General features: G+C 74.5%; 21 protein-coding genes. 12 read left to right on the plus strand and 9 right to left on the minus strand.

Annotation, left to right across the window (positions count from 1 at the left end; all coding sequences use genetic code 11):
- Positions 1–45: 45 nt before the first annotated feature.
- The 3 genes from ICW24_RS15980 to ICW24_RS15990 form a co-directional block, all read right to left on the minus strand.
- Positions 46–1,359 carry an MFS transporter gene (locus tag ICW24_RS15980; RefSeq protein ID WP_226346721.1) on the minus strand — a complete coding sequence of 438 codons (1,314 nt, stop codon included), beginning with the start codon at positions 1,357–1,359 and terminating at the stop codon, positions 46–48.
- Between the two features lie 111 nt (positions 1,360–1,470).
- The gene (locus tag ICW24_RS15985; protein WP_226346722.1) at positions 1,471–2,799 is read right to left on the minus strand and encodes an MFS transporter; all 1,329 of its coding nucleotides are present in this window, start codon (positions 2,797–2,799) and stop codon (positions 1,471–1,473) included.
- A gap of 89 nt (positions 2,800–2,888) precedes the next feature.
- Positions 2,889–3,335: a MarR family winged helix-turn-helix transcriptional regulator gene (locus tag ICW24_RS15990; protein ID WP_226346723.1), complete on the minus strand. Its 447-nt coding sequence runs from the start codon at positions 3,333–3,335 to the stop codon at positions 2,889–2,891.
- A gap of 253 nt (positions 3,336–3,588) precedes the next feature.
- Here ICW24_RS15990 and ICW24_RS15995 point away from each other — a divergent pair, with 253 nt between their 5' ends.
- The 6 genes from ICW24_RS15995 to ICW24_RS16020 are packed head-to-tail and all read left to right on the plus strand — an operon-like array spanning position 3,589 to position 11,029.
- On the plus strand, positions 3,589–4,392 hold the full coding sequence (locus tag ICW24_RS15995) for a crotonase/enoyl-CoA hydratase family protein (protein WP_226346724.1): 804 nt from the start codon (positions 3,589–3,591) through the stop codon (positions 4,390–4,392).
- On the plus strand, positions 4,385–6,409 hold the full coding sequence (locus tag ICW24_RS16000) for an acetoacetate--CoA ligase (RefSeq protein WP_226346725.1): 2,025 nt from the start codon (positions 4,385–4,387) through the stop codon (positions 6,407–6,409). Before ICW24_RS15995 ends, ICW24_RS16000 begins: the two co-directional genes overlap by 8 nt.
- Positions 6,406–7,380, plus strand: coding sequence for a 3-hydroxyacyl-CoA dehydrogenase NAD-binding domain-containing protein (locus ICW24_RS16005; protein ID WP_226346726.1), 975 nt, complete (start codon positions 6,406–6,408; stop codon positions 7,378–7,380). Before ICW24_RS16000 ends, ICW24_RS16005 begins: the two co-directional genes overlap by 4 nt.
- A 36-nt stretch (positions 7,381–7,416) precedes the next feature.
- On the plus strand, positions 7,417–8,988 hold the full coding sequence (locus tag ICW24_RS16010) for an acyl-CoA synthetase (protein WP_226346727.1): 1,572 nt from the start codon (positions 7,417–7,419) through the stop codon (positions 8,986–8,988).
- Positions 8,985–9,887 carry an amidohydrolase family protein gene (locus ICW24_RS16015; protein ID WP_226346728.1) on the plus strand — a complete coding sequence of 301 codons (903 nt, stop codon included), beginning with the start codon at positions 8,985–8,987 and terminating at the stop codon, positions 9,885–9,887. Before ICW24_RS16010 ends, ICW24_RS16015 begins: the two co-directional genes overlap by 4 nt.
- The gene (locus tag ICW24_RS16020; protein ID WP_226346729.1) at positions 9,884–11,029 is read left to right on the plus strand and encodes an acyl-CoA dehydrogenase family protein; all 1,146 of its coding nucleotides are present in this window, start codon (positions 9,884–9,886) and stop codon (positions 11,027–11,029) included. The genes ICW24_RS16015 and ICW24_RS16020 overlap by 4 nt, the downstream gene beginning before the upstream one ends.
- Positions 11,030–11,042: 13 nt before the next feature.
- Here the strand turns inward: ICW24_RS16020 and ICW24_RS16025 are convergent, their stop codons facing one another.
- Positions 11,043–11,648, minus strand: a complete 606-nt coding sequence (locus tag ICW24_RS16025) for a DUF3237 domain-containing protein (RefSeq protein WP_226346730.1) — start codon at positions 11,646–11,648, stop codon at positions 11,043–11,045.
- Positions 11,649–11,834: 186 nt separating this feature from the next.
- Here ICW24_RS16025 and ICW24_RS16030 point away from each other — a divergent pair, with 186 nt between their 5' ends.
- Complete coding sequence (locus ICW24_RS16030; protein ID WP_226346731.1) at positions 11,835–13,250, plus strand: alpha/beta hydrolase family protein; 1,416 nt, start codon at positions 11,835–11,837, stop codon at positions 13,248–13,250.
- Between the two features lie 238 nt (positions 13,251–13,488).
- On the opposite strand, the gene ICW24_RS16035 is transcribed toward ICW24_RS16030, so the two are convergent.
- Positions 13,489–14,529 carry a PDR/VanB family oxidoreductase gene (locus ICW24_RS16035; protein ID WP_226346732.1) on the minus strand — a complete coding sequence of 347 codons (1,041 nt, stop codon included), beginning with the start codon at positions 14,527–14,529 and terminating at the stop codon, positions 13,489–13,491.
- Position 14,530: 1 nt separating this feature from the next.
- The gene (locus tag ICW24_RS16040; protein WP_226346780.1) at positions 14,531–15,646 is read right to left on the minus strand and encodes an aromatic ring-hydroxylating dioxygenase subunit alpha; all 1,116 of its coding nucleotides are present in this window, start codon (positions 15,644–15,646) and stop codon (positions 14,531–14,533) included.
- A 157-nt stretch (positions 15,647–15,803) separates the two neighbouring features.
- Here ICW24_RS16040 and ICW24_RS16045 point away from each other — a divergent pair, with 157 nt between their 5' ends.
- Positions 15,804–16,397, plus strand: coding sequence for a PadR family transcriptional regulator (locus ICW24_RS16045; RefSeq protein ID WP_226346733.1), 594 nt, complete (start codon positions 15,804–15,806; stop codon positions 16,395–16,397).
- A 21-nt stretch (positions 16,398–16,418) separates the two neighbouring features.
- On the opposite strand, the gene ICW24_RS16050 is transcribed toward ICW24_RS16045, so the two are convergent.
- Positions 16,419–17,492, minus strand: coding sequence for an alpha/beta fold hydrolase (locus ICW24_RS16050; protein WP_226346734.1), 1,074 nt, complete (start codon positions 17,490–17,492; stop codon positions 16,419–16,421).
- 177 nt (positions 17,493–17,669) lie between these two features.
- Between ICW24_RS16050 and ICW24_RS16055 the strand changes: the two genes are divergently transcribed.
- Positions 17,670–18,416, plus strand: a complete 747-nt coding sequence (locus ICW24_RS16055; RefSeq protein WP_226346735.1) for a TetR family transcriptional regulator C-terminal domain-containing protein — start codon at positions 17,670–17,672, stop codon at positions 18,414–18,416.
- A gap of 230 nt (positions 18,417–18,646) precedes the next feature.
- On the opposite strand, the gene ICW24_RS16060 is transcribed toward ICW24_RS16055, so the two are convergent.
- A complete protein-coding gene (locus ICW24_RS16060; RefSeq protein WP_226346736.1) occupies positions 18,647–19,624 on the minus strand; it encodes a WcbI family polysaccharide biosynthesis putative acetyltransferase in 978 nt (325 codons plus the stop codon).
- 554 nt (positions 19,625–20,178) lie between these two features.
- Here ICW24_RS16060 and ICW24_RS16065 point away from each other — a divergent pair.
- Together ICW24_RS16065 and ICW24_RS16070 are read left to right on the plus strand one after the other, a co-directional pair.
- Positions 20,179–21,618 carry an MDR family MFS transporter gene (locus ICW24_RS16065; RefSeq protein ID WP_226346737.1) on the plus strand — a complete coding sequence of 480 codons (1,440 nt, stop codon included), beginning with the start codon at positions 20,179–20,181 and terminating at the stop codon, positions 21,616–21,618.
- Positions 21,619–22,062: 444 nt separating this feature from the next.
- The gene (locus ICW24_RS16070) at positions 22,063–23,406 is read left to right on the plus strand and encodes a plasmid pRiA4b ORF-3 family protein (RefSeq protein ID WP_226346738.1); all 1,344 of its coding nucleotides are present in this window, start codon (positions 22,063–22,065) and stop codon (positions 23,404–23,406) included.
- 256 nt (positions 23,407–23,662) lie between these two features.
- Here the strand turns inward: ICW24_RS16070 and ICW24_RS16075 are convergent, their stop codons facing one another.
- Entirely contained in the window at positions 23,663–24,487 is an 825-nt protein-coding gene (locus tag ICW24_RS16075) for a L,D-transpeptidase family protein (protein ID WP_226346739.1), read from the minus strand.
- Positions 24,488–24,917: 430 nt separating this feature from the next.
- On the opposite strand from ICW24_RS16075, the gene ICW24_RS16080 reads away from it, so the two are divergent.
- Positions 24,918–25,184, plus strand: coding sequence for a hypothetical protein (locus tag ICW24_RS16080; protein WP_226346740.1), 267 nt, complete (start codon positions 24,918–24,920; stop codon positions 25,182–25,184).
- Positions 25,185–25,221: the final 37 nt, after the last annotated feature.

The following is a 25,221-nucleotide window of genomic DNA, read 5'->3' on the forward strand; positions in this document are numbered from 1 at the left end:
GGGCGGACGGCCGGGTCGTCGGCTCGGGTCGGTCGGGTCAGGAGATCAGGCGGGCACGCGCTCGCGCTCGGCCTCCTCGCGCAGCCGGCGCGTCGGCGCGATGGCCAGCGACAGGCCCGCGCCGACCGCGCACAGGGCGGCACCGCCGTACCAGGCGAGGTCGTAGGACGAGAAGACGTCGCGGACGAAGCCCGCGCCCCACGAGGCCGCCGCCGCGCCGAGCTGGTGCGACGCGAACACCCAGCCGAAGACGATGGGTCCGGCGAGGCCGAACCGCCCCCGGCAGATGGCGACGGTCGGGGGCACGGTCGCCACCCAGTCGAGGCCGTAGACGAGGATGAACGCCCACATGCTCGGCTCGACCCCGGGCGCGAGAAGGTGCGGCAGCAGGACGAGCGCCACCCCGCGGCCGGCGTAGTACAGCCCGAGCAGCAGGCGGGGGTCGAACCGGTCGGTGAGCCAGCCCGACGCGATCGTCCCGAGGACGTCGAAGATGCCGACGACGGCGAGGAGGCCGGCCGCGGTCGTCGCGGGCATGCCGTGGTCGTGAGCGGCGGGCACGAAGTGGGTGCCGATGAGCCCGTTCGTCGTCGCGCCGCAGATCGCGAACCCGCCCGCGAGCAGCCAGAACGTCCGCGTCCGGGCGGCGCCGGCGAGCGCGGCGAGGGCGCGGCCGGCGCTCGAGCCGCCGCCGCGCGCGCGGGCCGGCCCCGGGTCGTCGGCGGTCGCGCCGTAGGCGTGCAGGCCCAGGTCGTGGGGGTGGTCGCGCAGCAGGAGGAGGACGACGGGCACGGTCAGCAGCGACACCGCCGCGACGACGAGCGACGCCGTCCGCCACCCGTGGTGCCCGGCGAGCGCGGCGATGAGGGGGAGGAAGACGAGCTGGCCGGTCGCGTTGCCGGCGGTGAGGATGCCCGACACGAGGCCGCGGCGCCGCACGTACCAGCGGCTGCTCATCGTCGCGACGAACGTCATCGACATCGACCCCGTGCCGATGCCGACGACGGCGCCCCAGAGCGCCATGAGCTGCCACGGCTCGCGCATGAAGATCGTCAGCCCGGTGCCGGCCGCCACCAGCGTCAGCGCGATCGACACGACCCGCCGCACCCCGAACCGGTCCATGAGGGCCGCCGCGAACGGCGACATGAGGCCGAAGAGGACGAGGTTGACCGAGACGGCGGCCCCGATCGTGCCGTGGCTCCAGCCGAACTCCTCGTGCAGCGGCTGCATGAGCACGCCCGGGACCGACCGGAACCCGGCGGCGCCGATGAGGGTGACGAAGGAGACGACGCCGATGACGACCGCCCAGCGCCGGTGGCGCCGGTCCGTGGACGTCTGCAGGGGTGGGAGCGTGCTCATGCGGACCTCATGGTGACCACTGTGCGGCGCGGCCCGCGTCGTGCCAAGACGACGCACGCCGGCCCCGGTCCGCGCGGCGGATCCGGGGCCGGGTGCACGGCGACCGGCGGCTCAGAGCGCCGCCTCGTCGGACTGCTTGAGGCCGAGGAGGCAGATGGCGCCGATGAGCGAGCCGAGGCCCATCGCGATCGCGACCCCGAGGAGGCCGAGGCCGGCCTCGAAGAGGAAGCCCGCGACGACCGGGCCGAGGGCGGCGCCGCCGCGGCCGACGCCGATGACGAACCCGGTGCCGCCCGCGCGGACGGCGGAGGGGAACCCGTGGGCGATGAGCGCGTAGAGCCCGACGACGCCCGCGTTCGTGAAGAACCCGGCGAGGGCCGACATGAGGCTGAGCATCGTCAGGCCGTCGGCGCCGGTGCCGAAGATGATGACCGCGACCGTCGAGAGGACCATCGAGCCGAGCACGAGGGTCCGCGTGGGGATCCGCAGGCTGAGCAGGCTCAGCACGACCGAGCCGATGAGCCCGCCGACGTTGGCCCAGACGAGCACGCCGCCCGCGGCCGACGGGGCGTAGCCCATGTCGACGACGATCTTCGGCACCCACTTGAGGATGAAGTAGAACGTCATGATGTGCGCGAAGTAGGCGAGCGTCAGCAGGATCGTGATCCGCGCGAGGCGCCCGCTGAAGAGCTGCTTGACCGACGTCTTCGGCTCGTCCGCGGAGGCCGGGGGCAGGTTCGGCACCGTGCGGTGGCCGAGCTTGCGCATCGTGTCGTTGATCTTCTCGAGGGCGCCGTGCGGGCGGGCCTGCACGAGGTAGCCGACCGACTCCGGCAGGAGGAACCAGACGACCGGCAGCATGAGGGCGGAGGCGACGATGCCGAAGTAGAACACCGACCGCCAGTCGCCCGTCGAGGCGAGCAGCGCCGAGGCGATCGACCCGCCGACGATCGCGCCGACCGGGTACCCGGCCGCCATGATCGCCACCGACATGCTCTTGAGCCGCGCGTTCGAGAACTCGGCCACGACGGCGTTCGTCGCGGCGAGCATGCCGCCGATGCCGAGGCCGGTGAAGAGGCGGTAGATCGACAGGGTCGTCAGGTCCGTGGACAGCGTGGCGAGGAACATGCCGACGCCCATGACGACGAGGGCGCCGAGGATCGTCTTGCGGCGACCGATCCGGTCGGCCACGTTGCCGAGCACGACGGAGCCGACGGCCATGCCGATCAGCTCCATCGACAGGACGATGCCGAGCGCGCCGCGCCCGATGCCCCACTCCGCGGCGATGCCGGGGGAAGCGAAGCTGATCGAGAGGACGTCGAAGCCGTCGAGCGCGTTGAGGATCGTGCACAACGCGACCGCGAGGATCTGGCGCCCGCCCATCTTTCCGGCGGCGAGGATCGCGCGCGGATCCTCGTGGGTGGGGGCGGAACTGGGCACGTGGACCTCCGGACGACTTTGACAGGATTCCTGACACTGAGGACAGCAGGGTGACAGACCCACCGGTCCGTGGCAAGGGTCCGTCGCGGCTACTGCGACAGCGCGAGGGCGTGGCGGGCGCGACGGAGCAGGTCGCGGAAGACGTCGCGCTCGTCGGCGGTGAAGTCGGCGAGCATCTCCGCCTCCAGGTCGGCGACGAGCGGGTCGTACGTCGCGAGCAGGTCGCGGCCGGCGTCGGTGAGGTCGATGAGGAGCCGGCGGCGGTTCGCCGGATCGGGGGTCCGGGAGATGAGGCCCTGCCTCGCGAGGTTCGACACGAGGTCGGCCGTCGACTGGGCCCGCACGAACGAGAGGCGCGCGAGGTCGGCACTGCTCATCCGCGGCGACCGGGAGAGCACGGTGAGGGCCGTGTACTGCAGCGTCGTCACCCCGGTGGGGCGCAGGACGTCGTCGAGGCGGCCCCGGCTGATGAGCTCGAGCTGCTTGACGACGTACAGCAGCCGCGCAGGTGGGGCGTCGGAGTCGCTCGGGGTCACCGGTCCATTCAAGCAAAGCGCCACGTCCGCGACGTCGTCGCGCCCGATCGGCCCGCCCGATCGACCGCCGCGGTCGGGACCGTGGGGCGGCGGGTGAGGCCCCGGTCGGCGGGGCGGACCCTTGCGCGGCGCGGCCCCGATGCGCCAGTATCAGGATTCCTGACATGCGGGTGGTCGGCCCGGGGCGGGCGACGTGCGACCGTCCCGACCGACCGGCCCGCCGTTCTCGATGACGCGACGTGAGAGGTGTCGAATGACGACGACCGCCGAAGGGCTCGGGATCGACCTGCCGCCCTCGCTACGCGCCACCCGCCGGGGGGCCGTCGCGATCCTCACCCTCGATCGGCCGGAGAAGCGGAACGCGCTCGGCGACGCGAGCATCCTCGGCCTCGAGCGGTTCCTCGACGAGCTGCCGACCGACGTCCGCGCGATCGTCCTCGACGCCGCGGGCGACCACTTCTGCGCCGGGCTCGACCTCGCCGAGATGGCCGAGCGCGACACGATGGCCGGCATCGCGCACTCGCGCATGTGGCACCGCGTCTTCGACCGGCTCGAGAAGGGCTCGGTGCCGGTCGTCTCCGTGCTCAAGGGGGCCGTCGTCGGCGGCGGCCTCGAGCTCGCGACGGCCACGCACATCCGGGTCGCGGAGGCGTCGACGTTCTACGCGCTGCCCGAGGGGCAGCGCGGGCTGTTCGTCGGCGGCGGCGGCTCGGTGCGGGTGCCGCGGCTCGTCGGGGTCGCGAGGATGGCCGACATGATGCTCACCGGTCGCCGCTACGACGCCGCGGAGGGCCACGCCGTCGGGTTCAGCCAGTACGTCGTCGCCGACGGCGCCGGTCTGGAGACGGCGCTCGGCCTGGCGCAGAAGATCGCCGGCAACGCCGTCCAGACGAACTTCGCCGTCCTGCAGGCCCTCCCGCGCATCGCCGAGCTGGGCCCGAGCGAGGGCCTGTTCGTCGAGTCGCTCATGGCCGCCATCGCCCAGGGCACCGACGACGCGAAGGGTCGCATGGCCGACTTCCTCGCCGGCCGCGCGAAGAAGGCGACCGATGACTGAGCGCGGGGGCACCGCCGTGCAGCGCGGCGACGTCGTGTGGACGCCGCCCGCCGACGTGCTCGAGACGTCGCAGGTCGGGGCCTTCCTGCGCTGGGTCGCCGAGCACCGCGGGCGTCGGATGAGCACGCACGACGAGCTGTGGGAGTGGTCGGTCACCGACCTCGAGGGGTTCTGGTCGGCGGTCTGGGAGTTCTTCGGCGTCCGCGCCCACGCCCCGCACGAGGCCGTGCTGACCGACCGGCGCATGCCCGGCGCCACGTGGTTCCCCGGCGCCACGCTCAACTACGCCGAGCACGCCCTCGGCGACCTCGAGGGCGGGTCCGACGCCGACGAGCTCGCCGTGCTCGGCCGCTCGCAGACCCGCGCCGACGTCGACCTCACGTGGGGCGAGCTGCGCGAGCAGGTGGCGCGCGCCCGCCGCGTGCTGGCCGACCTCGGCGTGCGCCGCGGCGACCGGGTCGCCGGGTACGTGCCGAACGTGCCCGAGGCACTCGTCGCGTTCCTCGCGACGGCGAGCCTCGGCGCGACGTGGGCGAGCTGCGCTACCGAGTTCGGGCCCCGCAGCGTCATCGACCGCTTCGCCCAGATCGAGCCGACCGTGCTGTTCGTCGTCGGCGGCTACCGCTACGGCGCCAAGGACGTCGACCGCGGCGCCGAGGTGGCCGCGGTCCGGGCCGGGCTGCCCGGCGTGCGTCACGTCGTCGACCTCGCCTACGGGGACTTCGCCGTCGAGGACGCCCTGTCCTGGCCCGACCTGCTCGCGGCGGCCGACCCGCAGGCGGCGCCGCCCGTCGAGGCCGTGCCCTTCGACCACCCGCTCGTCGTCCTCTTCTCCTCGGGCACGACCGGGCAGCCGAAGGCGATCGTCCACGGCCACGGCGGCATCCTGCTCGAGCACCTGAAGAACCACGCCCTGTCCTGGGACATGCGCCCCGGCGACCGGATGCTCTGGTTCAGCACGACCGCCTGGATGATGTGGAACGCCCTCGTCTCCTCGCTGCTCGTGCGCGCCTCGATCGTCATGATCGACGGCAACCCCCTGTACCCCGACGTGGCCCGGCAGTGGGATCTGGCCGAGGCGACGGGCGCGACGATCATGGGCGCGAGCCCGGGCTGGATCATGGCGTGCCGCAAGGAGGGCGTCGACCTGCACGGGCGCGACCTGCGCATCCGCATCGTCGGGTCGGCCGGCTCGCCGCTGCCGCCCGAGGGGTACGCGTGGGTCGCGGAGCAGCTCGGCCCGCGCGTGCAGCTCAACGTCGGCTCCGGCGGCACCGACGTGTGCTCGGGCCTCGTGCAGAACAACCCCCTCGTGCCCGTGTGGGCCGGCGAGATCTCGGCCCGCTGCCTCGGCGCCGACGTCCACGCCGTCGACTCCGAGGGCCGCGAGGTGGTCGGTGAGCTGGGCGAGCTCGTCATCACCTCGCCGATGCCGTCGATGCCGGTGGGGTTCTGGGGCGACACCGACGGATCCCGGTACCGCGCGGCGTACTTCGACCACTTCCCGGGCGTGTGGCGGCACGGCGACTGGATCGTCTTCGCGCCGAACGGGAGCTGTCACGTGGCCGGCCGCTCCGACGCGACCCTCAACCGCGGCGGGGTGCGCCTCGGCACGGCCGAGTTCTACCGCGTCGTCGAGGAGATCCCCGGCGTGGCCGACTCCCTCGTCGTCCACCTCGAGGACCCGGCAGGCGGCAACGGCGAACTGCTGTGCTTCGTCGCGACCGAGCCGGGGCGCGCGCTCGACGACGACCTGCGCCGCGCGATCGGGACCGCCCTGCGCACGTCGCTGTCGCCCCGCCACATCCCCGACGAGATCGCCGAGCTGCCGGTCATCCCGCGCAACCTCACCGGCAAGAAGCTCGAGCTACCGGTCAAGCGGATCCTGCAGGGCACGCCGATCGAGCAGGTCGCCAGCCCCGACGCGCTCGCCGTGCCCACGAGCCTCGACGCGGTCGTCGACCTCGCGCGGACCCGGTCGGCCGGTGCGGCCGGTCCGGCACGGGAGGCGCGATGAGCACCGGATTCGTCGAACCGGCCGACCTCGCGACGATCGCCGTGGTCGGCACCGGGGCCCTCGGCGCGAGCTGGGTGAGCCTCGCGCTCGGCCGCGGCCACGACGTCGTCGCCGCCGACCCCGGGGAGGGGGCCGCGGAGCGCCTCACCGCGACGGTGCGGGCCCAGACCGGGGTGGCCCCGCCCGCGGACCGGTTCCGGTTCACCGCCGACGCGGGCGAGGCCGCGGCCGCCGCCGACCTCGTGCTCGAGGCCGGCCCCGAGCGCCTCGACGTCAAGCGCGAGCTCTTCGCCGTCCTCGACGCGGCGGCGCGCCCCGACGTCCTCCTCGCGAGCAGCACGTCGGGACTGCTGCCCAGCTCGTTCCAGGACGCGTGCGCGCACCACCCCGAGCGGATGCTCGTCGCGCACCCGTTCAACCCGCCGCACCTCATGCCGCTCGTCGAGATCGTCGGCGGAGCGGCCACCTCGGCGGAGGCGATCGCGGCCGCGATGGCGACGTTCACCCACCTCGGGAAGCGGCCGATCCACCTGCACCGCGAGCTGCCCGGCCACGTCGCCAACCGCCTCCAGGCGGCGCTGTGGCGCGAGGCGTACCACCTCGTGGGCGAGGGCGCGGTGAGCGCCGCCGACCTCGACACGGCGATCGCCGCCGGACCCGGTCTGCGGTGGGCCCTGCTCGGGCCGTTCGCCACCCAGCACCTCTCCGGCGGGCCGGGCGGGTTCGCGCACATCCTCGAGCACCTCGGTCCGCCCACGGAGAAGTGGTGGGACGACCTCGGCGACCCCCGGCTGACCCCGCAGCTCACCGCGGACCTCGTCGCCTCCGTCGACGCCGAGTTCGCCGGCGTCGACGAGGCCGACCTGCTCGCGCGGCGCGACGCCGCCCTCGCCGAGCTGCTCGCCCTCAAGGACCGCGCCGGGTTGACGGCCGGCGTCCGGGAGGACGCGACCCCCGAGCAGCCCCGCTGACCGCCTCGTCCGGCCGACCTCGACAGGGAGCACGACATGCACGACATGGGACTGGGGTCGTGGCCGACGCGCCGCGCCCGGATGACGCCCGACGCGGTGGCCCTGACCCAGCACGGGCAGGACTGGACCTTCCGCGAGGTGGAGGAGCGGGCCACGCGGCTGGCCCACGCGCTGCGCGACCGCGGCGTCGGGCCCGGCGACCGGGTCGCCTACCTCGGGCTCAACTCGGTCCACTTCGTCGCGGTGATGTTCGCGGTCGCCAAGCTCGGCGCGATCACCGTGCCCCTCAACACGCGCCTCGCGCCGCCGGAGACGGCGTTCATCCTGCGCGACGCCGGCCCCCGCATCCTCGTCTGGGACGCGCCGTTCGCCTCGGTCGTCGCCTCCGCCGACGTGGCCGACCTCGGCCTCGACCTCGTCGCGGTGCACGACGACGGGCCCGCGCCGCGCCTGGCGGAGCTGTACGCGGCGGGTTCGACGGAGCCCGTCGACGAGCCGGCCGGCCTCGACGACGTGTTCATGATCCAGTACACCTCCGGCACGAGCGGGCGCCCCAAGGGCGTGCTGCTCACGCACGGCAACATCCACTGGAACGTGTACAACCTGCTCGTCGACCTCGACCTGACCAGCGCGGAGGTCGCCCTCGTCACCGCGCCGCTGTTCCACACCGCGGCCCTCAACCAGCTCTTCTTCCCGACGTTCCTCAAGGGCGGGCGCTCCCTCGTCGAGGAGAAGTGGAACCCCGCGCGGGCCCTCGAGCTCATCGAGTCCGAGCGCGTGACCTTCCTGTTCGGGGTGACGTCGATGTACCTCTCGCTCATGCAGGCGCCCGGCTGGGCGGAGGCGGACCTCTCGTCGATCAACGTGACGATGAGCGGGGGCGCTCCGATCCCCGAGAGCCTGCTGCGCGCGTGGCTCGACCGGGGGCAGATGATCGTCCAGGGGTACGGTCTCACCGAGGCCTCGCCCGGGCTGACGATGCTGCGCAAGGCCGAGGGCGTCGCCAAGGTGGGCTCGGCCGGGACGCCGTGCTTCTTCGCCGACGTGCGGGTCGTCTCGCCGCTGCTCGAGGACGTCGGCGTCGGCGAGCCCGGCGAGGTGCTCGGCCAGGGACCCAACGTGTCGCCCGGGTACTGGCAGAACGAGTCGGCGACGGCGGCGGCGTTCGTCGAGCCGGGCTGGCTGCGCACCGGCGACCTCGCGCGCCTCGACGACGACGGGTTCCTCACCATCGTCGACCGGGTCAAGGACATGATCATCAGCGGCGGCGAGAACATCTATCCCGCCGAGGTCGAGGCGGCCATCCACACCCACCCCGCCGTCGCCGAGGCGGCCGTCATCGGGGTGCCCGACGTGCGCTGGGGCGAGGTGGGGCGCGCGATCGTCTCCGTCCGCGAGGGCGCCTCGCTCAGCGAGGCCGAGCTGCTGGCCCACCTCGACGGGCGCATCGCCCGGTACAAGATCCCCGCCTCCGTGATCGTCCTCGCCGAGCTGCCGCACAACGCCTCCGGCAAGCTCGTCAAGGGCCCCCTGCGGGCCGCGTACGGCACGACCCCGTCCGACGCCGGACCCTCGACCGGACCCTCCACCTCGAAGGAGCCGTCATGACCCGCTACGAGCCCGCCGTCGACCTCGACGCGATCGACGCCATCGACGTGCACGTCCACGTCGAGACCGACGAGCACGGGCACCTGTCCCTCGACGACGAGCTCATGGCCGCCTCGGCCGCCTACTTCGCCTCGAGCGACAACCGCACGCCGACCGTGGAGTTCCTCGCCCAGCGCTACCGCGACGCGCGGATGGCCGCCGTCGTCTTCACCATCGACGCGCGCACGAGCATGGGCCGCGACCCGATCTCGAGCGAGGACATCGCCACCCGTTGCGCCGACCACGCCGACGTGCTCATCCCGTTCGGCTCGGTCGACCCGTGGCGCGGCCGGGCGGCGATCGAGCAGGCGCGCTCGCTCGTCACCGAGTACGGCGTCCGCGGCTTCAAGTTCCACCCGAGCGTGCAGGCGTTCGCGCCGAACGAGGAGCGCTTCGAGCCGCTGTGGGCGGCGATCGAGGAGCTCGGGGTGCCGGCGCTGTTCCACACCGGCCAGAACGGCATCGGCGCGGGCCTGCCCGGCGGGCGCGGCATCAAGCTGCGCTACTCCGACCCGCTGCTGCTCGACGACGTCGCCGCCGACCATCCCGGGCTGACCGTCATCCTCGCCCACCCCTCGGTGCCGTGGCAGGCGCAGGCGATTTCGATGGCCACGCACAAGGCCAACGTGTTCATCGACCTGTCGGGCTGGTCGCCGAAGTACTTCCCGCCGGAGCTCGTCCGGGCCGCCGGCGGCCGGCTGCGCGACAAGGTGCTCTTCGGCTCCGACTACCCGCTCATCACCCCCGAGCGGTGGATGGCCGACTTCGCGACCCTCGGCATCACGGAGGACCGCGTGCCCGGGATCGTCAAGGGCAACGCCGCCCGCGTGCTCGGCCTGGGGAGCGGGAACGGGTCATGAGCCTCTTCCGGCTCGACGAGGACCACGAGGCGCTGCGCGGGCTCGCTCGCGAGGTCGCCGCGGGCCGGCTCGCGCCGCGCGCCGCCCAGGTCGACGAGCTGGGCGAGTTCCCCGAGGCCTCGCTTGCGGCGCTCACCGCGGTCGGGCTGCACGCCATCGGCATCCCGGAGACCTACGGCGGCCAGGGCGGCGACCTGCTCGCCTCCGTCGTCGTCGCCGAGGAGGTGGCCCGCGCCTGCATGACGACCCAGCAGGTCAGCGGCGGCAACGAGCTGTTCGCCTGGCCGTTGCTGCTCGCCGCCTCGCCCGAGCTCGCGCGGCGCTACCTGCCGCGCATCGCGAGCGGGCAGGCCCTCGGGGCCTTCGCGTTGTCCGAGCCCGAGGCCGGCAGCGACGTCGCGGCGATGACGACGCGGGCGACCCGGTGCGACGAGGGCTGGCGGCTCAAGGGCACGAAGCGATGGGTCACCAACGCCGGCCGCGCCGACCTCTACGTCGTCTTCGCGGTGACCGACCCCGACGCGGGCGGGCGCGGCATCTCGGCGTTCGTCGTCGAATCCGGTGACGCCGGGCTGTCCTTCGGCGCGCCGGAGAAGAAGATGGGGCTCAAGGGATCGCCGACCGCGGAGGTCTACCTCGAGGACGTGACGATCCCCGCCGACCGAATCATCGGGGAGCCGGGTCAGGGGCTCAAGCTCGCGCTGGGCACCCTCGACCGCACCCGCGCCGTCGTCGCCGGCCAGGCCGTCGGCGTCGCGCAGGCCGCGCTCGACCACGCCGTGGCCTACGCCAAGGAGCGGCGCCAGTTCGGCCGCCCGATCGCCGACTTCCAGGGCGTGCAGTTCATGCTCGCCGACATGGAGGTCAAGATCCGCGCGGCGCGGTTGCTCGCCTACGCGGCGGCGGAGGAGGCCGAGTCCGCCGGCCCCGACATGAGCCTGGCCGGAGCGGCGGCCAAGTGCTTCGCCTCCGACACGGCGATGGCCGTGACGACCGACGCCGTGCAGATCCTCGGCGGTGCCGGCTACACCCGGGACTTCCCCGTCGAGCGCCTCATGCGCGACGCCAAGATCACGCAGATCTACGAGGGCACGAACCAGATCCAGCGCGTGGTGATCGCGCGGGCGCTGCTGGCCCGCTGAGGCCCGATCCGCGTCAGACGAGGGCGTAGAACCGGATGAGCACCGCCGCGCGGTCGGGACGCAGCGAGGTGAGCGTGCCGACGAAGCGGCGCCGGTTGATCCAGTCGTGCGGGCCGGTGGGGGCGGTCATCTCGATGGTCGAGCGGGCGTAGCGATCCGGGCCGTCGCCGTGGATGAGCACGTTGTTCAGCACCGAGATGTAGGCGCCGTCGTCGGTGCGCAGTTCGTACTGCGCGGACAGGAGGCGCACGCCGTCGGCGCGGACGAGCTGGCGGTCGGCGCCGCCCGGGACGACGGTGCCGGCGATGCGCGGCCCCGCGAAGCGGCCGCCGAGGATCGGCACGATCCGACGTTCTCCGAGAGGGCCGACCCCCATCGACTCCGCCTCGGCGACGTCGACGACAGCCGCGAACGCGAACTCCACCGCCGGGGCCGCGGCGGGGTGGGTGCGGACGAGGGCGTCGAACTCGGCCGGCGTCGGCGCGGGCGGGTGCCGCCGCGCGGCGTCGGTGGCTCCGGAGGCCGGGCGCGCGGCGCCTGCGCGTCCCGCGCCGGTGGCGACGGTCCCGAGGGCGGCGACGGCGGCGAGGCCACCGGTGAGTGCGGTGCGACGTTCCATGCCGGTCTCCTTCGTCGGCCCGTCCCGCGGATCGCAGGATTCCTGAAACTACTGTGAGGGGGCCTGGCGCACAAGGGCTTCCCGCAGTCCGGGCGGCGTTTACACGGGTCGGGGCGGCGGCCAGGATAAGGATTCCTGTCATCACCCCCGCCCCGATCCACTCCGCCTCACCGTCGAGGAGACCCCATGGCCCCCGCGCTCCGCACCGCCGTCATCGGCGCCGCCGTCACCGCCCTCGTCGCGGCGACCGCCGCGCTGCCTGCCCACGCCGCGACGGGGGGTGGCGGCGATGTGCGTGCCGCCGCCGCCGGGGAGCCGCGCCACCTTCAGGGCCGGCTCGCGAACGGCGCGGCGTGGGCGATCGACGTCCCCGCGGACTGGAACGGCGACCTCGTCCTGTTCAGCCACGGGTACCGCGGCGGCCCGGACAACCCGGTGCGGGACGTGAACTTCACGCCGACCTCGCAGGCCATGCAGGACCGCGGCTACGCGGTCGCGCAGTCGTCCTACGCCCGGCTCGGGTGGGCGTTGGGGACCGCGGTCGAGGACCAGCTCGGCACCTTGGCCGCGTTCCGGGACGAGGTCGGCGCGCCGCGACGCACCATCGCCCTGGGCCGGTCCATGGGCGGGCTCGTGAGCAGCCTCATCGCGGAGCGGCCCGGGTCGGGGGTCGACGCCGCGGTCTCGACGTGCGGCCTGCTCGGCGGGGGGCTCAACCTCAACAACTACCAGCTCGACGGCGCCCAGGCGGTGGCGTCGCTGCTGCTCCCCGGTGAGGACGTCCGGCTGACCAAATTCTCCTCCACACAGGAGGCCGCGGCGAACGCCGACCGTCTCGTCGCCGCCGTGAAGCGGGCGCAGACCAGCCCGCAGGGGCGGGCCCGGATCTCGCTCGCCGCCGCCCTCATGAACATGCCGACGTGGTCGACCGACGTCTCGGCGAAGCCGCCCACCGACCCGGCGACGATCGAGCGCGCCGAGTACGACTACCTCGTGGGGACGCTCACGCTCGTCATGACCCGGCGGGTCGACATCCAGAACGTCGCGGGCGGAGACAGCAGTTGGAACGCGGGCGTCGACTGCGCCGCGATGTTCGCCCGCAGTGCCCGGCGCGACGACGTGGCGTCGCTGTACCGCGAGGCGGGCCTCGACCTGCGCGGCGACCTCGCCACCATCACCCGCGACGCCCGCGTCACCGCCGACCCGCAGGCGGTGGCCTGGCTGGCGCGCACCTCGCACCCCACGGGCGCCCTGCGCATCCCGGTGCTGACGATGCACACCCTCGCCGACCCGGCCGCCCCCGTGGAGTACGTCGCGAACTACCGGAACAAGGTGCGCGCCGCCGGCGCCGGTGCGCTGCTGCGCGAGGCGTACGTCGAGCGCACGGGCCACTGCACGTTCACGGTCGCCGAGAACATCGCCGCGCTCGGGGCCGTGCAGCACCGCCTCGACACGGGCCGCTGGGGCAAGGCCGCCCAGCCCCGCGTGCTCCGGCGGGCGGCCGAGCGCACCGGCCTCGGGGAGGCGGCCTTCGTCGCGCACCGCCCGGCCCCGTTCGTCAACGACCGCATCGACCGCCGCGCCCGCCCCGTCGTCCCCTGAGTGGGGTCATCCGGCAGCGGCCTACATACGCCGGCCTCCCCGTGCCGGCCCGGGACGGCGCGCCCACCGGGAAGGTCACCGGTCGGCCCGGGAGCCTCGCGATCTCGACGCGCGGCCAGGACGCTCGGCGATCGCGCTCACACGTCACTCGATGAGTTCGACGATGTCGTGTGCCGCGTGGCCCCGGCGCAACCGAGGGTGAGGCTCTGCCCGGTCGCCCACTCGGAGAGCCGCGGGCTCACGTCACCTCGATCGTCACCACGGCGGGCTCGGAGGGTGGGGTCGGCGGGGCGTCGACGTCGCCGATCCGCGGGGTGTCGGCGGCGACGGCGCGGGAGACGCAGGCGCACAGGCGGGAGTCCTGCGCCTTCTCGTCGGCGGAGAGGAAGACGTCCCGGTGGTCGAGGCGGCCGTCGAGGTCGAGCACCGCTACCTGGCACAGGCCGCACTCGCCCTTGCGGCAGTCGAACATCATCTCGACGCCGGCGGCCTCGAGGGCCTCGAGCATCGTCGAGTTCGCGTCGACGCGGGTCTGCACCCCCAGGCGCGGGATGCGCACGATGAAGTCCTGCGGGGCCCAGGCCCCCGAGTTGCCGAACGTCTCGAAGCGCAGGTTCGTCGCCGGCAGGCCACGGTTCTCCCAGCCGCGACGCACCGCGTCCATGAGGCGGATCGGCCCGCACAGGTACAGCTCGGTCGCCGCGGCCCGCGGGTCGGCGGCGATCGAGTCGAGCAGGGCGTCGACGTCGAGGCCGGTGCCCTCGTCGTCGACGTGCGCGCTCAGCCGGTCGCCGTGCGCGAGCGCGAGGGCGTCGAGGTAGGCCATCGCCGGACGGGTCCGGCCGACGTAGACGAGCTCGTAGTCGGCCCGCCGAGCGGCCAGGGTGCGTGCCATCCCCGCCACCGCGGTGATGCCGATGCCGCCCGCGAGCAGCACGTACCGCGCCGCGCCGACGCCGAGCGGGAAGTTCTGCAGCGGCTGGGTCGCCCGCAGGACCGCCCCCGGCGCGAGCGCGTGCATCGCGGCCGACCCGCCCCGGCTCGTCGCGGACAGGTGCACCGACAGGGCGAGCTCCCGCCCGTCGTCGGAGGCGTCGACCACGGAGTAGGAGCGGGTGAGCACCCCCTCGCCCGACGGGATCTCGACGTCGACGTGCGCGCCGGCCCGCGCCGGTTGCGGCGCGTCGTACCGCAGCACGACCCGGCGGATGCGGTCGGCGACGTCGCGGGTGTCGACGACGGTGACGTCCTGCCAGCGCGGGGTGTGGTCCGCCGCCATGTCAGGCGCGCCCCTCGGCCGCCATCATCCGCTCGAGGATGCGCCGGGCCCACATGCCGCCCATGTCGATGTTGAGGCTGTAGAACTCGTGCCCCGGGTTGGCGTCGATCGCCTCCTGCTGGGCGATGAGCATCTCCTCGTCCTCGCCGAAGACGCCGTGCACACCCTCGCGGAGCTGGGTCGTGATGAGCTGGGAATCGAGCCGGTAGTTGCGCATGAACGCCCAGAAGTAGTGGCTCGTGCGGTCGGTCTCCGGGGTCATCGTGTTCATGACGTACCCGTTGACACCCTGGCTGCGGTCGCCTTCCGGGGCGCCGGTGCCGGCCTTGGCGACGCCCACGTCGATGCAGATCGTCGACGGCGCCTCGAAGTGGATGATCTGCCAGCGGTCGACCTTGCCCGAGAAGCCGGGGAACTTGTCGCGCATGTTCTTCAGCCAGAACGGCGGCGGGTCGATGTCGCGCATCCACCGCGTGACGGTGACGGTGCGCTCGTCGTGGATCGTCTCGAAGCTCGCCTCGCTCAGCTCCTCCTGCCCGATGGAGCTGGAGTGGACGAACTCCTCGTGGGTCAGGTCCATGAGGTTGTCGATGATGAGCTGGTAGTTGCACCCGGCGTCGATCGTCCGGCCGTCGCCGGCCCACTCGGGGCTGCTCATCTGGTGCATGTCGGGGATCGTCGCGGGGTCGGCGAGGTCGGGGTCGCCGAGCCACACCCAGACGTAGCGGTACCGCTCGACGGCCGGGTAGGCCGGGACGGTCGCGCTCGGGTTGAGGGTCTGCTGCGCCGGCATGTGCGTGCATCGCCCGGCCGCGTTGTAGCGCATGCCGTGGTACGGGCACTGGATCTCCTCGTCGCCGACGAGCCGGCCCTTGCTCAGCGGCGCGAGGCGGTGCCAGCACGCGTCGGCGAGGGCGGCGATCCGGCCGTCGCCCGTGCGGTAGAGCGCGAGCGGCCGGTCGCAGACGCGGCGGGCGAGGATGCCCCGCGAGGTGACCTCGTGGTCCCAGGCCGCCACGTACCAGGCGTTGAGCGGGTAACCGAAGATCTTCGCGGTCGTGCGCGGGCCGGGAGCGGGCGCCGGGGCGCTCGCCTGTGCCGGGCGCGGTGCGGTCATCGTCATGGGGGACTCCTTCGTCGCCGGATGCCTGGACGCGGCGGGTCGCCTGCCGGCGTCGCCACTATCTATGGAGATAGGTATTTCGTCCTCCGTCAGACTAGCGACGCCCGCCCTGATCCGACAAGACCCGACAAGACCCACGAAGGAGGCGCCGATGAGCCTGCGGTACGCCCTCATCGCCCTGCTCACGGGGGCGCCGATGACGGGATACGAGGTCTCGAAGCGGTTCGGCGCGTCCGTCGGCCACGTCTGGCACGCCCCCGACAGCCAGATCTACCCGGAGCTGCGCCGGATGGAGGCCGACGGCCTCCTGCGGGGCACGCCCGTGCCGTGGGGGGCCAGCGGGACGAAGACCCGCTACGACGTGACCCCCGCCGGGACCGAGGCCTTCGCGGAGTGGATCGAGGCGCCGCACCGCCCGGCGCCGATCCGCGACCCCGCCTACCTGCGCGCGGCCTACCTCGACCGCGCCGCCCCGGAGGCGGCCCGGGCGCAGCTGCGCGAGCTGCGCGCCTTCCACGCCGAGCAGCTCGCCGTGCTCGAGGCGACGCGGGCCTCACTGCTCGACCTGACCCACCCCGTCCTCGCGGCGCGCCTGTCCCGCCTGCCGGAGGAGAGCTGGGGGCGCGTCGTCGCGTTCCGCGTCTACGCCTACGACGGGATGATCGCCCGCGAGCGCGCGATGCTCGACTGGGTCGAGGCGGGGTTCGACGTCGTCGCCGCCCACGACCCGGCCGCAGCGACGTAGCCGCCCCGGCTGCGCCGACGCTCACCGGGTGGCGTCGGCGGCGGTGAGGTCGCGGACGGCGGCCGCGATCGCCTCGGAGTACTCGCCGTTGACGGCGTGCGTGCCGTCGGGAAGGACGACGACGCGGGCCGCGGGCAGGACGCGCCGGGCCGTGGCCGACGCCTCCTGCGCATCGTGCATCGGTGAGCGCCCGCCGAGGACGACGAGGGCCGGCACGCGGATCGCGGCGAGGGCCGCCTCGTCGAGCCGCGCCGGCGGGGGCGTCGCGATCTGGTATCCCTGCATGCCGGCCTCGATCATCTGCGCGACGGGGTCGTCCTGTAACGGGGCGCCGCCCGCCGTCCACGAGGCGAAGTCGTCGCGCCACGCCTTGGGCAGCCACGGCACCGACGCGGGGATCGACCGCGCGATCACCTCGAGCCGGAGGTCCGCGAAGACGAGGACGGGCTCGAGCAGGGTGAGGCTCGCCACGCGGGCCGGGCGACGGGTCGTGAGGTTCGCCGCGGTCCATCCTCCGAACGACATGCCCACGAGGTGCACGCGCGGTGCGACGGCGGCGATGGCCTCGTCGAGCCACGCGGCCTGGTCGGCGGCGTCGCGGATCGGCCGGTCCTGGATCGACCGGCCCGGCTCGCCGAGCAGATCGAGGGTCCACACGTCGCGGTCCGCCAGGAACGACGGCACGTCGTCCCCCCAGACCGGCGACCCCGACGCGCTGCCCGGCAACAGGAGCAGGGGGACGCCGCCGGGACGCGCGCCGGCGTACCGGTACAGGCGGACGACGCCGTAGGCGGTGCGCACGTCGCGGATCTCGGCCGGATCGGGGAGCCGGGCCAGGGCGCGGTCGTAGGCCGCCAGGTACCGGTCGCGGCCCTGGGCCGACCGGAAGTGCCCGACCGGCGCCGCCGTCACGTGAGTGGCGGCGAGCCAGAGCGCCAACGCGCCGGCCAGGGCGGCGACGAGCGCGAGGCGTGGGCGGCGACGCAGAGGGTGCCGCGCCGCGGCGACCGCGCCGGCCCGGGGTGGCGACGGCGCAACGGCCGCGCCGGCGGGCCTCGAGTGCGTGGGCGGGCGTCGTCGCGGTGTTCGGGTCATTGTTCCTCCCTGCGTTGCAATACGATCGAACCGTAAACGCCTCCGCCGGGAAATGCAATGTCGTCGGGCCGCGCTCACTGCGGCTCGCGAGCTCGCCTCCGTTCGCCGCTCTGCGGTCGAATGGCAACATGGAGTGACGCGGAGGGCGGTGCGGCCGCCCAGGACGAGGGGAGCGCCGTGCCACGCCAGGTCGACCACGCGCAGCGCCGGAGCGAGATCAGCCACGCCGTCTGGGCCGTCGTGGCCCGCAACGGCCTCGACGCCGTCAGCCTGCGCACGGTCGCGGCGGAGGCGGGGATCTCCGCGGGGCGGGTCCAGCACTACTTCGCCACCAAGGACGAGATGGTCCTCGAGGCCGCCCGCGAGATGGCTCGTGCCGCCGAGCTCGCCGCCCGCGGGCGCACCGGGCACGGACTCGGCGCGGACGGGCATGTCGGCCGACAGGATCCCGGTGAACGGGGAATCGAGCCCCTGCCCGGTGCCGACGCGGATGCCGGCCGGCGGCGGGATGTCGCGGGGGCCGGGCGAGGCGATCGCGCCGCGTCCGAGGGGGTGCGGGCGGCCGTGCGACGCGTCCTCACCGTCGGCATCCCCTGCGACGACGGGTCGCGGCTCGGGGCGTCGGTGTGGTTCGCGTTCGTCGCGAAGGCGGCGGTGTGGCCGGAGCTGGCGCGCGTCGTGGCGGGCGAGGTGGCCGGTGGCCGGGACTGGCTGCGCGTGGCCCTCGCCGACGCCCGGGCGGCCGGGGAGCTGACCGCGAACGACGTCGACGCCGACGCCGAGGCCGAGGCGCTGGCCGCCCTCGCCGACGGGCTCGTCGGCCGCGTCCTCGTCGGCGCGATCACCCCCGAGCGGGCGTTCGCGCTCCTCGACGCCCGCCTCGACGCGCTCTTCGGGCCGGGCGCCCCCGGTGGCGTGGCCTGACCCGTGCGGCCGTGGGCGTCACTCCGGGCGTGGGTGGGGCGCCGCGCCCTCCGGGTGGCGGACGCCCGCCTCGGCACGCTCTTCGGGCCCGACCCCCCGGACGGCGACGCCTGATCCACCGGCGGGTGGCCGAGCGCCTCCCCACCGGTCCCCGCTGTCGAGCCCTGTCGGCCGGCCCCGCGATCGCCCTGAAGATCCCGTGGATCCGGCGTCTCGTGGCAACCGACGGGTCAGACGGCCAGCCCGAGGACGTCGAGCGTGTCGCGGTGGCGGCGCAGCCCCGCCTCGACCACCTGGGGGTGCTCGCCGTACCAGGCGAGTTGGGTCGCGGCGATCTCCGCCGCGGAGTGCGTGCGGCCCTCGTGGGTCCAGTCCTCACGCGGGGTGCCCGCGTAGTCGAGCGCGTCGAGGGTGGAGGCGGCCAGCGGGGCGGTCGTCGTCGCCAGGAGCACCCGGCCCGGGTCGGTCACCGCCGCCGGCACCCCGAGGCGCTCGAGTGCGAGCCGGGCCACCCCGATGAGGACGGGGTTGCCGGGGTGGTTGATCGTCCAGGCGCCCTCGCCCTGCGCGTCCTCGAAGAGCGGAAGGGCGTCGACCGTGCCGTGATGCTCCTGGCGGACGGCGAGTTGCTCCCGGGTGATGCGATGCACCTCGCGCACCGCCGACCGGCTCGGCTCGGACAGGTCGGCCTCGCGCTCACCGCGCGCGGCCGCGGCCAGGACGCGCAGGTCGTGGTAGGGCACCCCGGGCGGGTCGCCGACCCCCGCTGCGCGCACGATCGCGTGCGTCGGCATGAGCGCGGACCAACGCAGGACCGGCACCCGCGCCACGTGGGCCGAACCGGGCAGCAGCGCCTCGATCTGCGCGGTGCCGAGGGGTAGGTCCCGGTAGTCGTCGACGATCGGCTGCGTGACGAGGAACGACGTGCGCGCCACGAGGGCGTGGAAGGTGTCGACCTGCTCGGCCGTCAGCTCGAACACGGGCGGCACGCGGACGGAGCGCACCTGGTCACCGAGCGCGCCCTGGCACAGGACGCGCAACGACTCGGCCTGGCAGTTGCCGTGCACGAGGAGCAGGGGACGGTCGTCGGGGCGGGCCTCGCGGGTCGCGACCTGCTCCCACCGCTCCGGGTCGGGCAGGCCGTTGTCCTCGATGGCGGGCACCGACCCGTCCGGGGCCGTCTCGGGGGTCTCGCGTGTCGACGTCATCGCGCCTCCTCCTGGGTCGTCCACCAGTGTGTCGTCGCGGCGCCGCCGACGCCCGTCGGCGGCAGGGGGGAGCGGATCTTCCAGGTCACCGTCGGCCTCGGTCGCCAGGCCGTCAACGCCGAGACCTCAGGCCCCTAAAGGAGGCCCGGGCGAGCGGCCGGAGGCCGGGGTGATGGGGAGGTGACGCAGTTGCGACGATGCCGGGGGTGGGCCTGGCGGTGGCCCGACCTGCTGACCTGCGCGGATGCGAGAGACGCGGCCGGGTGACGCGCTCTGCTGGGCCGCGCTGCCGTCCCTCCGTGCACCGACCCGGCCGGCTGACCCCGATCCGGGCCCGGCCGACCCGGGAAGCAAGCGAGCCCCCCCGTGTGTTCATCGACTGTGCGCAACGCGCTGCCGCCGCGCGGCGCACCGGCCGACGAGAATGGTGGAGAGCCTTGTCGGCGGATTCGAGCCGTCCCGGACCGGGAGCGACCTTCTCCGCGACGACGACGACACCACCGGACGCCCGCGGCGTCCGCGCAGGCCGGGACCCGGCCGGAACCAGGAGCACCATGACCGAGCCCCGTGCCATGACCGCCCGCGACCGTACGACCATCCGCGTGCTCACCGCCGCGGCGTTCGTCGTCATCCTCAACGAGACGATCATGACGAACGCGATCCCCGTGCTCATCACGGTGCTCGACATCGACGCCCGGGCCGCGCAGTGGCTGTCCACCGGCTTCATGCTGACGATGGCCGTCGTCATCCCGACGACCGGCTGGCTGCTCGAGCGCCTCGGCGTGCGCCGCGCGTTCGCCCTCGCCATGGGTCTGTTCTGCGCGGGAACCCTGTTCGCGGCGCTCGCGCCGACCTTCCCGTTCCTGCTCGCGGCCCGCGTCGTCCAGGCGAGCGGCACGGCGATCATGATGCCGCTGCTCATGTCGACCGTCCTCACCCTCGTCCCGCCGAGCGAGCGCGGCCGCATGATGGGCAACGTGTCGCTGGCGATCTCGGTCGCGCCGGCCCTCGGCCCGGCGCTGTCGGGCGTCATCCTGCAGTTCGCCTCGTGGCGCTGGCTGTTCGGGATCGTCCTGCCGATCGCGGCGGGTATCGCGATCGTCGGCCTGCGCCTGCTCACCCTGAGCGAGCGCGGCCGGGTGGAGCGGCTCGACGCGATCTCGGTCGTGCTCACCGCCGTCGGCTTCGGCGGACTCGTCTACGGCCTCTCCCTGTTCGGTGAGGGCGCCGGCCACGGCCCCTCGCCGCTGCTCGTGTTCGGGATCGGCGTCGTGGGGGTCGCCCTGTTCGTCCTGCGTCAGCTGCGCCTCGTGCGGATCGGCGGCGACCCGCTGCTCGACCTGCGCGTGCTGCGCGACCGCGGGTACGTCGTCGCCGTCTCCCTCATGGCGGTCGCGTTCATGGCGCTCATGGGAGTCATGATCCTGCTGCCCATGTACCTGCAGGGCGTGCGCGGCGAGAGCACGCTGCAGGCCGGCCTCGTGCTCATGCCGGGTGCGCTGCTCATGGGCTTCCTCGGCCCGCGCGTGGGCCGTCTCTACGACCGGCTCGGCGCGCGTCGACTCGTGCTCCCCGGGGCGCTGGTCCTGTGCGCCGCCCTGTGGGGGATGACCGCGGCGACGATCGGGGCGCCCTGGTGGGCGTTCCTCGCGCTGCACGTCGTCGCGAGCGTGGGCCTGGCGTTCATCTTCACGCCCGTCTTCACCAGCGGCCTCGCGAGCCTGCCGTCGCACCTGTACGGCCACGGCTCGGCGCTGCTCGGCACGCTGCAGCAGGTGGCCGCCGGTGCCGGGACGGCCCTCGTCATCACCGTCATGTCCTCGCGCGCCGCGTCGCTCGAGGCCGCGGGTCAGGCGACCGTCCCCGCGCTCGCCGTGGGCGTGCAGTGGGGCTTCGCCGTGGGCGCGCTCCTCACCGTGATCGTCGTCGCGCTCGCCCCGTTCATGCGCACGCCCGCGGTCTCCGAGACGCGGGAGCCCATCGCGGTCCACTGACCCCTCCGGCCCGCTCGGCGGCGGCCCCGTGCCCACCCGGGCCGGGGCAGTCCGGCATGTGGACATCCACCGGTGTTGTGGCGGGCGCCGGTTCGGTTCCCCGGTGGACGACCGTGCAGGTGACCGGCGGGTAGCGGGTAGTTTTCCGGCGTGGGGGACGAACGGGAGGAACGGGTGGGTGGCGCGCGCGTCATCGCGTTCCCGAGCGGGCGGCGGCGCGGCGCATCGGCCGGCGTCGCGACACCCGTCGGCGCCGGGGAGCGTCGCCGGGCGGCACGCGGGGGACGCGGGGGCGCCGTGCACGAGCTCGACGCGCATCGAGATGAGCGGGCCGCGGCGCGCTCGGAGGACCACCGGGCCGGGGCATCGGAACCGGATCCGACGACGCCGGCGCAGGCCTCCACCGCCGGCGGGCCGGCACCGGCCCCCCGCGAGCCGGTGCCCGTGCCCTTCGACCGACGGGCCGAGGCCGCCACGTACCGGCTCCACGTCGCGCTGATGGGGTCCGACCCCGAGATCTGGCGCACCCTCGACGTCGCCCACGACCTCACGCTCGGCCCCGTCTTCGAGGCCACCCGCACGGCCATGGGCTGGAGCGGTTTCCTCCTGCACTTCTTCCGCGTCGAGGGTCGGGTGCGTGACGCGGTGCGCGGGCCGGCGGAACGGACGGAACTGACGTACTCGCCCGCCTACGGCACGTGGCAGCGCGCCGGCCTCGACGAGAGCGGCGTGCGCCTCGACGAGGTGCTCGGGCGCGTCGGCGATCGCATCCGGCTCGCCGTCGTCGACGACTTCGGCGACGAGTGGTGGCACGAGCTGCGGCTCGACGCCGTCCTGCCCGCCGACCCGACGCGCCGTGCCCGCTGCGTCGCGGGGGCCCGCGCGTGCCCGCCGGGCGACTCCGAGGGGATCGAGGACTACAACGAGGTCGTCGCCGTGTGGCGGCACGGGTGGCCCGGGCGCCGCTCCGCCACGGCGGCCCCGCCGGGGGTGGGATGGCCGCGTTCCCACGACCCCGACGCCTTCGACCTGGCCGGTGTCGACGAGGTGCTCCGCCACGTCGTGTCGGTACCGCAGACGCCCGTGCCGATGCGCGCCGACGTCTGCGACCGGCTCCGCGATCTGTGGTGGCGGTGCACCGACGACGGCCGCGCCGCCCTCGACGTCCTCGCGCACGACGCGGGCGCCCAGCGCACACCCGGGGAGGCCGACGTGCCGGGCGACGTCGCGGATCGCCTCGCCGACTGGATCGACGTCGTCCGCGCGGTGAACGACGGGTTCGCCCCCGCCACGTCCGATCCGGACCGCGAGCTCGCGCGGGCCGTCGAGGCGCGGCGGGGCGGGCGTCCCCACCCGCCGGGCGGGGGGCCCGAACGGCTCGTCGCGCTCGCGTTCGCCGCCGGGTTGTTGCGGCGTCATCGCGGCCGCATCGTCACGACCGTCGCCGGCCGGCACGGCCTGACCCGCCCCGATCTGCTCTGGCGCCACCTCGCGACCCGCCCGTTGCGCCCGGCCACCCTCGCCGGCGACGCCGCCCTCGTGGGGGCGCTGCACGTCGCGGCCGGCCGGAGCCGGTCGGCGCTCCTGCCGCACCGCATCCTCACCTCGGCCGGGCACACTGACGCCGAGGATCCGCTCTCGGTGGAGACGACCGAACGCGTCCTCTCCTCGCTGCGGGCCCCGCTCGCCTACTGCGGGGGCGTCTCCGGGCCCGAACCCGGCGCGCCGCTCACCGACTCCGGGCGCCGGCTCTGCCGCCTCGTCGTGGGGGCGCCCCCGACCCGGTGAGGGCGTCGCGTTGACGGCTCACCGTCGAGGGGGCGTCCCCGACCCCGATGGAGGCGCCGCGCGGACGCCTCGGGCCTCTCGCCGTGGGGGGGCGACCGACCGGGTGTGGGCCGCACCCGATCTGGCCGGGACCGACCGCGAGGGGGCGGGCGAGGAGGGCGTGCGTCGGTGACGAAGACCTCCCCGTGTCGCCCCTCGGGGCCGCGAGTCCCGTTCGGGGCGCGACGCGCCCGGTCGAGACGCCGGACGGCGGTGGTCAGCGCAGGCGTTCGGAGGCGACGCCCATGACGACGACGTCGCCCGGGCGGCTCGCCCGGATCGTCGACGTGACGTACGAGCGGGGCACCGAGACGCAGCCGGCGGTCGGGCCGCCGGTGCTCGCGTGGAGGAAGATCGCCGACCCTCGGCCCTGCCGGATCGGGTCGGTGTTGTAGCGGATGAGCATCCCCTGCGCGTAGGCGCCGCGCACGTAGGAGTACATCGATTCGTCCGCGGCGCCGCAGCGTCCGCGGAAGTAGCGGTTGTACGTGCGCGCGCCGACGGTCGAGCCCCAGCACGAGGTGCGCCCCAGTGTGAGGTAGCCGAGGCGGCTGCCCGGGTCGGCCGCCCCGAAGGCGACGCCGAGACGGAAGGCGCCCGTGGGTGAGCGGCCGTCGCCCTCCCGCTTGGCGCCGACGGGGGCGAACCCGGCGCGCCCCACGCGGCCGGGCACCGACCACGCCCGCGCGTACGTCCCGTTCGCCCGCCGCACGCACCGCGTCACCGTGGCGGTCGACCGGCGGGGCGCGGTGGCCAGCGCGAACGTCACGGCGGCCGGGCGAGTGGTCAGACCCTTGACGCGGCCCGCGGCGATGCGGGCACACCGGTCCGCCGCCGAGGCCGCGGCACGGCGTGCCGTCGAGGAGGTGGTCGTCGAGGCACGGGTGGTCGAAGCCGGTACGGTCGTGGCCGGCGTGACGGCCGAGTGCGGGGCGACGCCTGCCGCCGGCGCCGCGACGGACGGGGCGGCCGGCCCCGCCGCGAGAGCGAGCGCGGCGACCAGGGCGGCGGCCGGCAGGGCGGCTCGGGTGAGGCGTGGCATGGACGGACCCCTCTCGTCGCGGCGCCGGGACGGCGCCCGAAATCCATGGAACCTCGGTTGGCCCGAAACGGACTCACCTGAGCCCCGGCGTGTCCCGCCGGGATCGACACCTGCCGAACGTGGGAATGTCGGCCGCAGCGCGGCGCATGGTCGGCGTCGCGGCACCCCGATGACCGGCGGGCCGAGCGTTGGCGCAGGCGCGTCGGTCGGGCTCGCCGGTCACCCGACCGTGGCGGTGAGTGCCCCCACCCGGCCGAGGGCGGTGGAGGCGCTGGGCGCTGTGTGTGGGTGCGGGCGGGTGGGCGGCCCGGGGCGGGAGATCAGCATTCGCCGCCACCCCTGCCCGATCCGCCCGACCCGCCGATCCTCCGTGCTCCGGTGATCGGCCCCTGGTGACTGTCTATGCTGGACCATGCCGAAGCGAGCGCTAGTGGTCCTGGTCTCGGCCCTGACGATCCTCGTGCCCGTCGCCGGATCGCTCTCCGCGTGCCAAGTCATCGACGAAAAGCCGTGCATGCCCGATGAGTACCCGGCGCGCGCCAAGGGGGGCGGTGCGGCGTGCTTCCAGAACGGTCAGAGGCCGGACTCGCCGTACGAGACGTATCCGCCGGGGTACACGCCGACCACCATCCCCATCGACAACCCAGCGCCTGATGCCACCGACTACGACCCGCCGTCGGAGCCCGCGTCGAGCTGAGAGTGGAGTCCTGCCGAGCGGGTTCGCCCGGTACGAC

This window comes from Agilicoccus flavus (genome assembly GCF_014857905.1).
GTDB lineage: Bacteria > Actinomycetota > Actinomycetes > Actinomycetales > Dermatophilaceae > Agilicoccus > Agilicoccus flavus.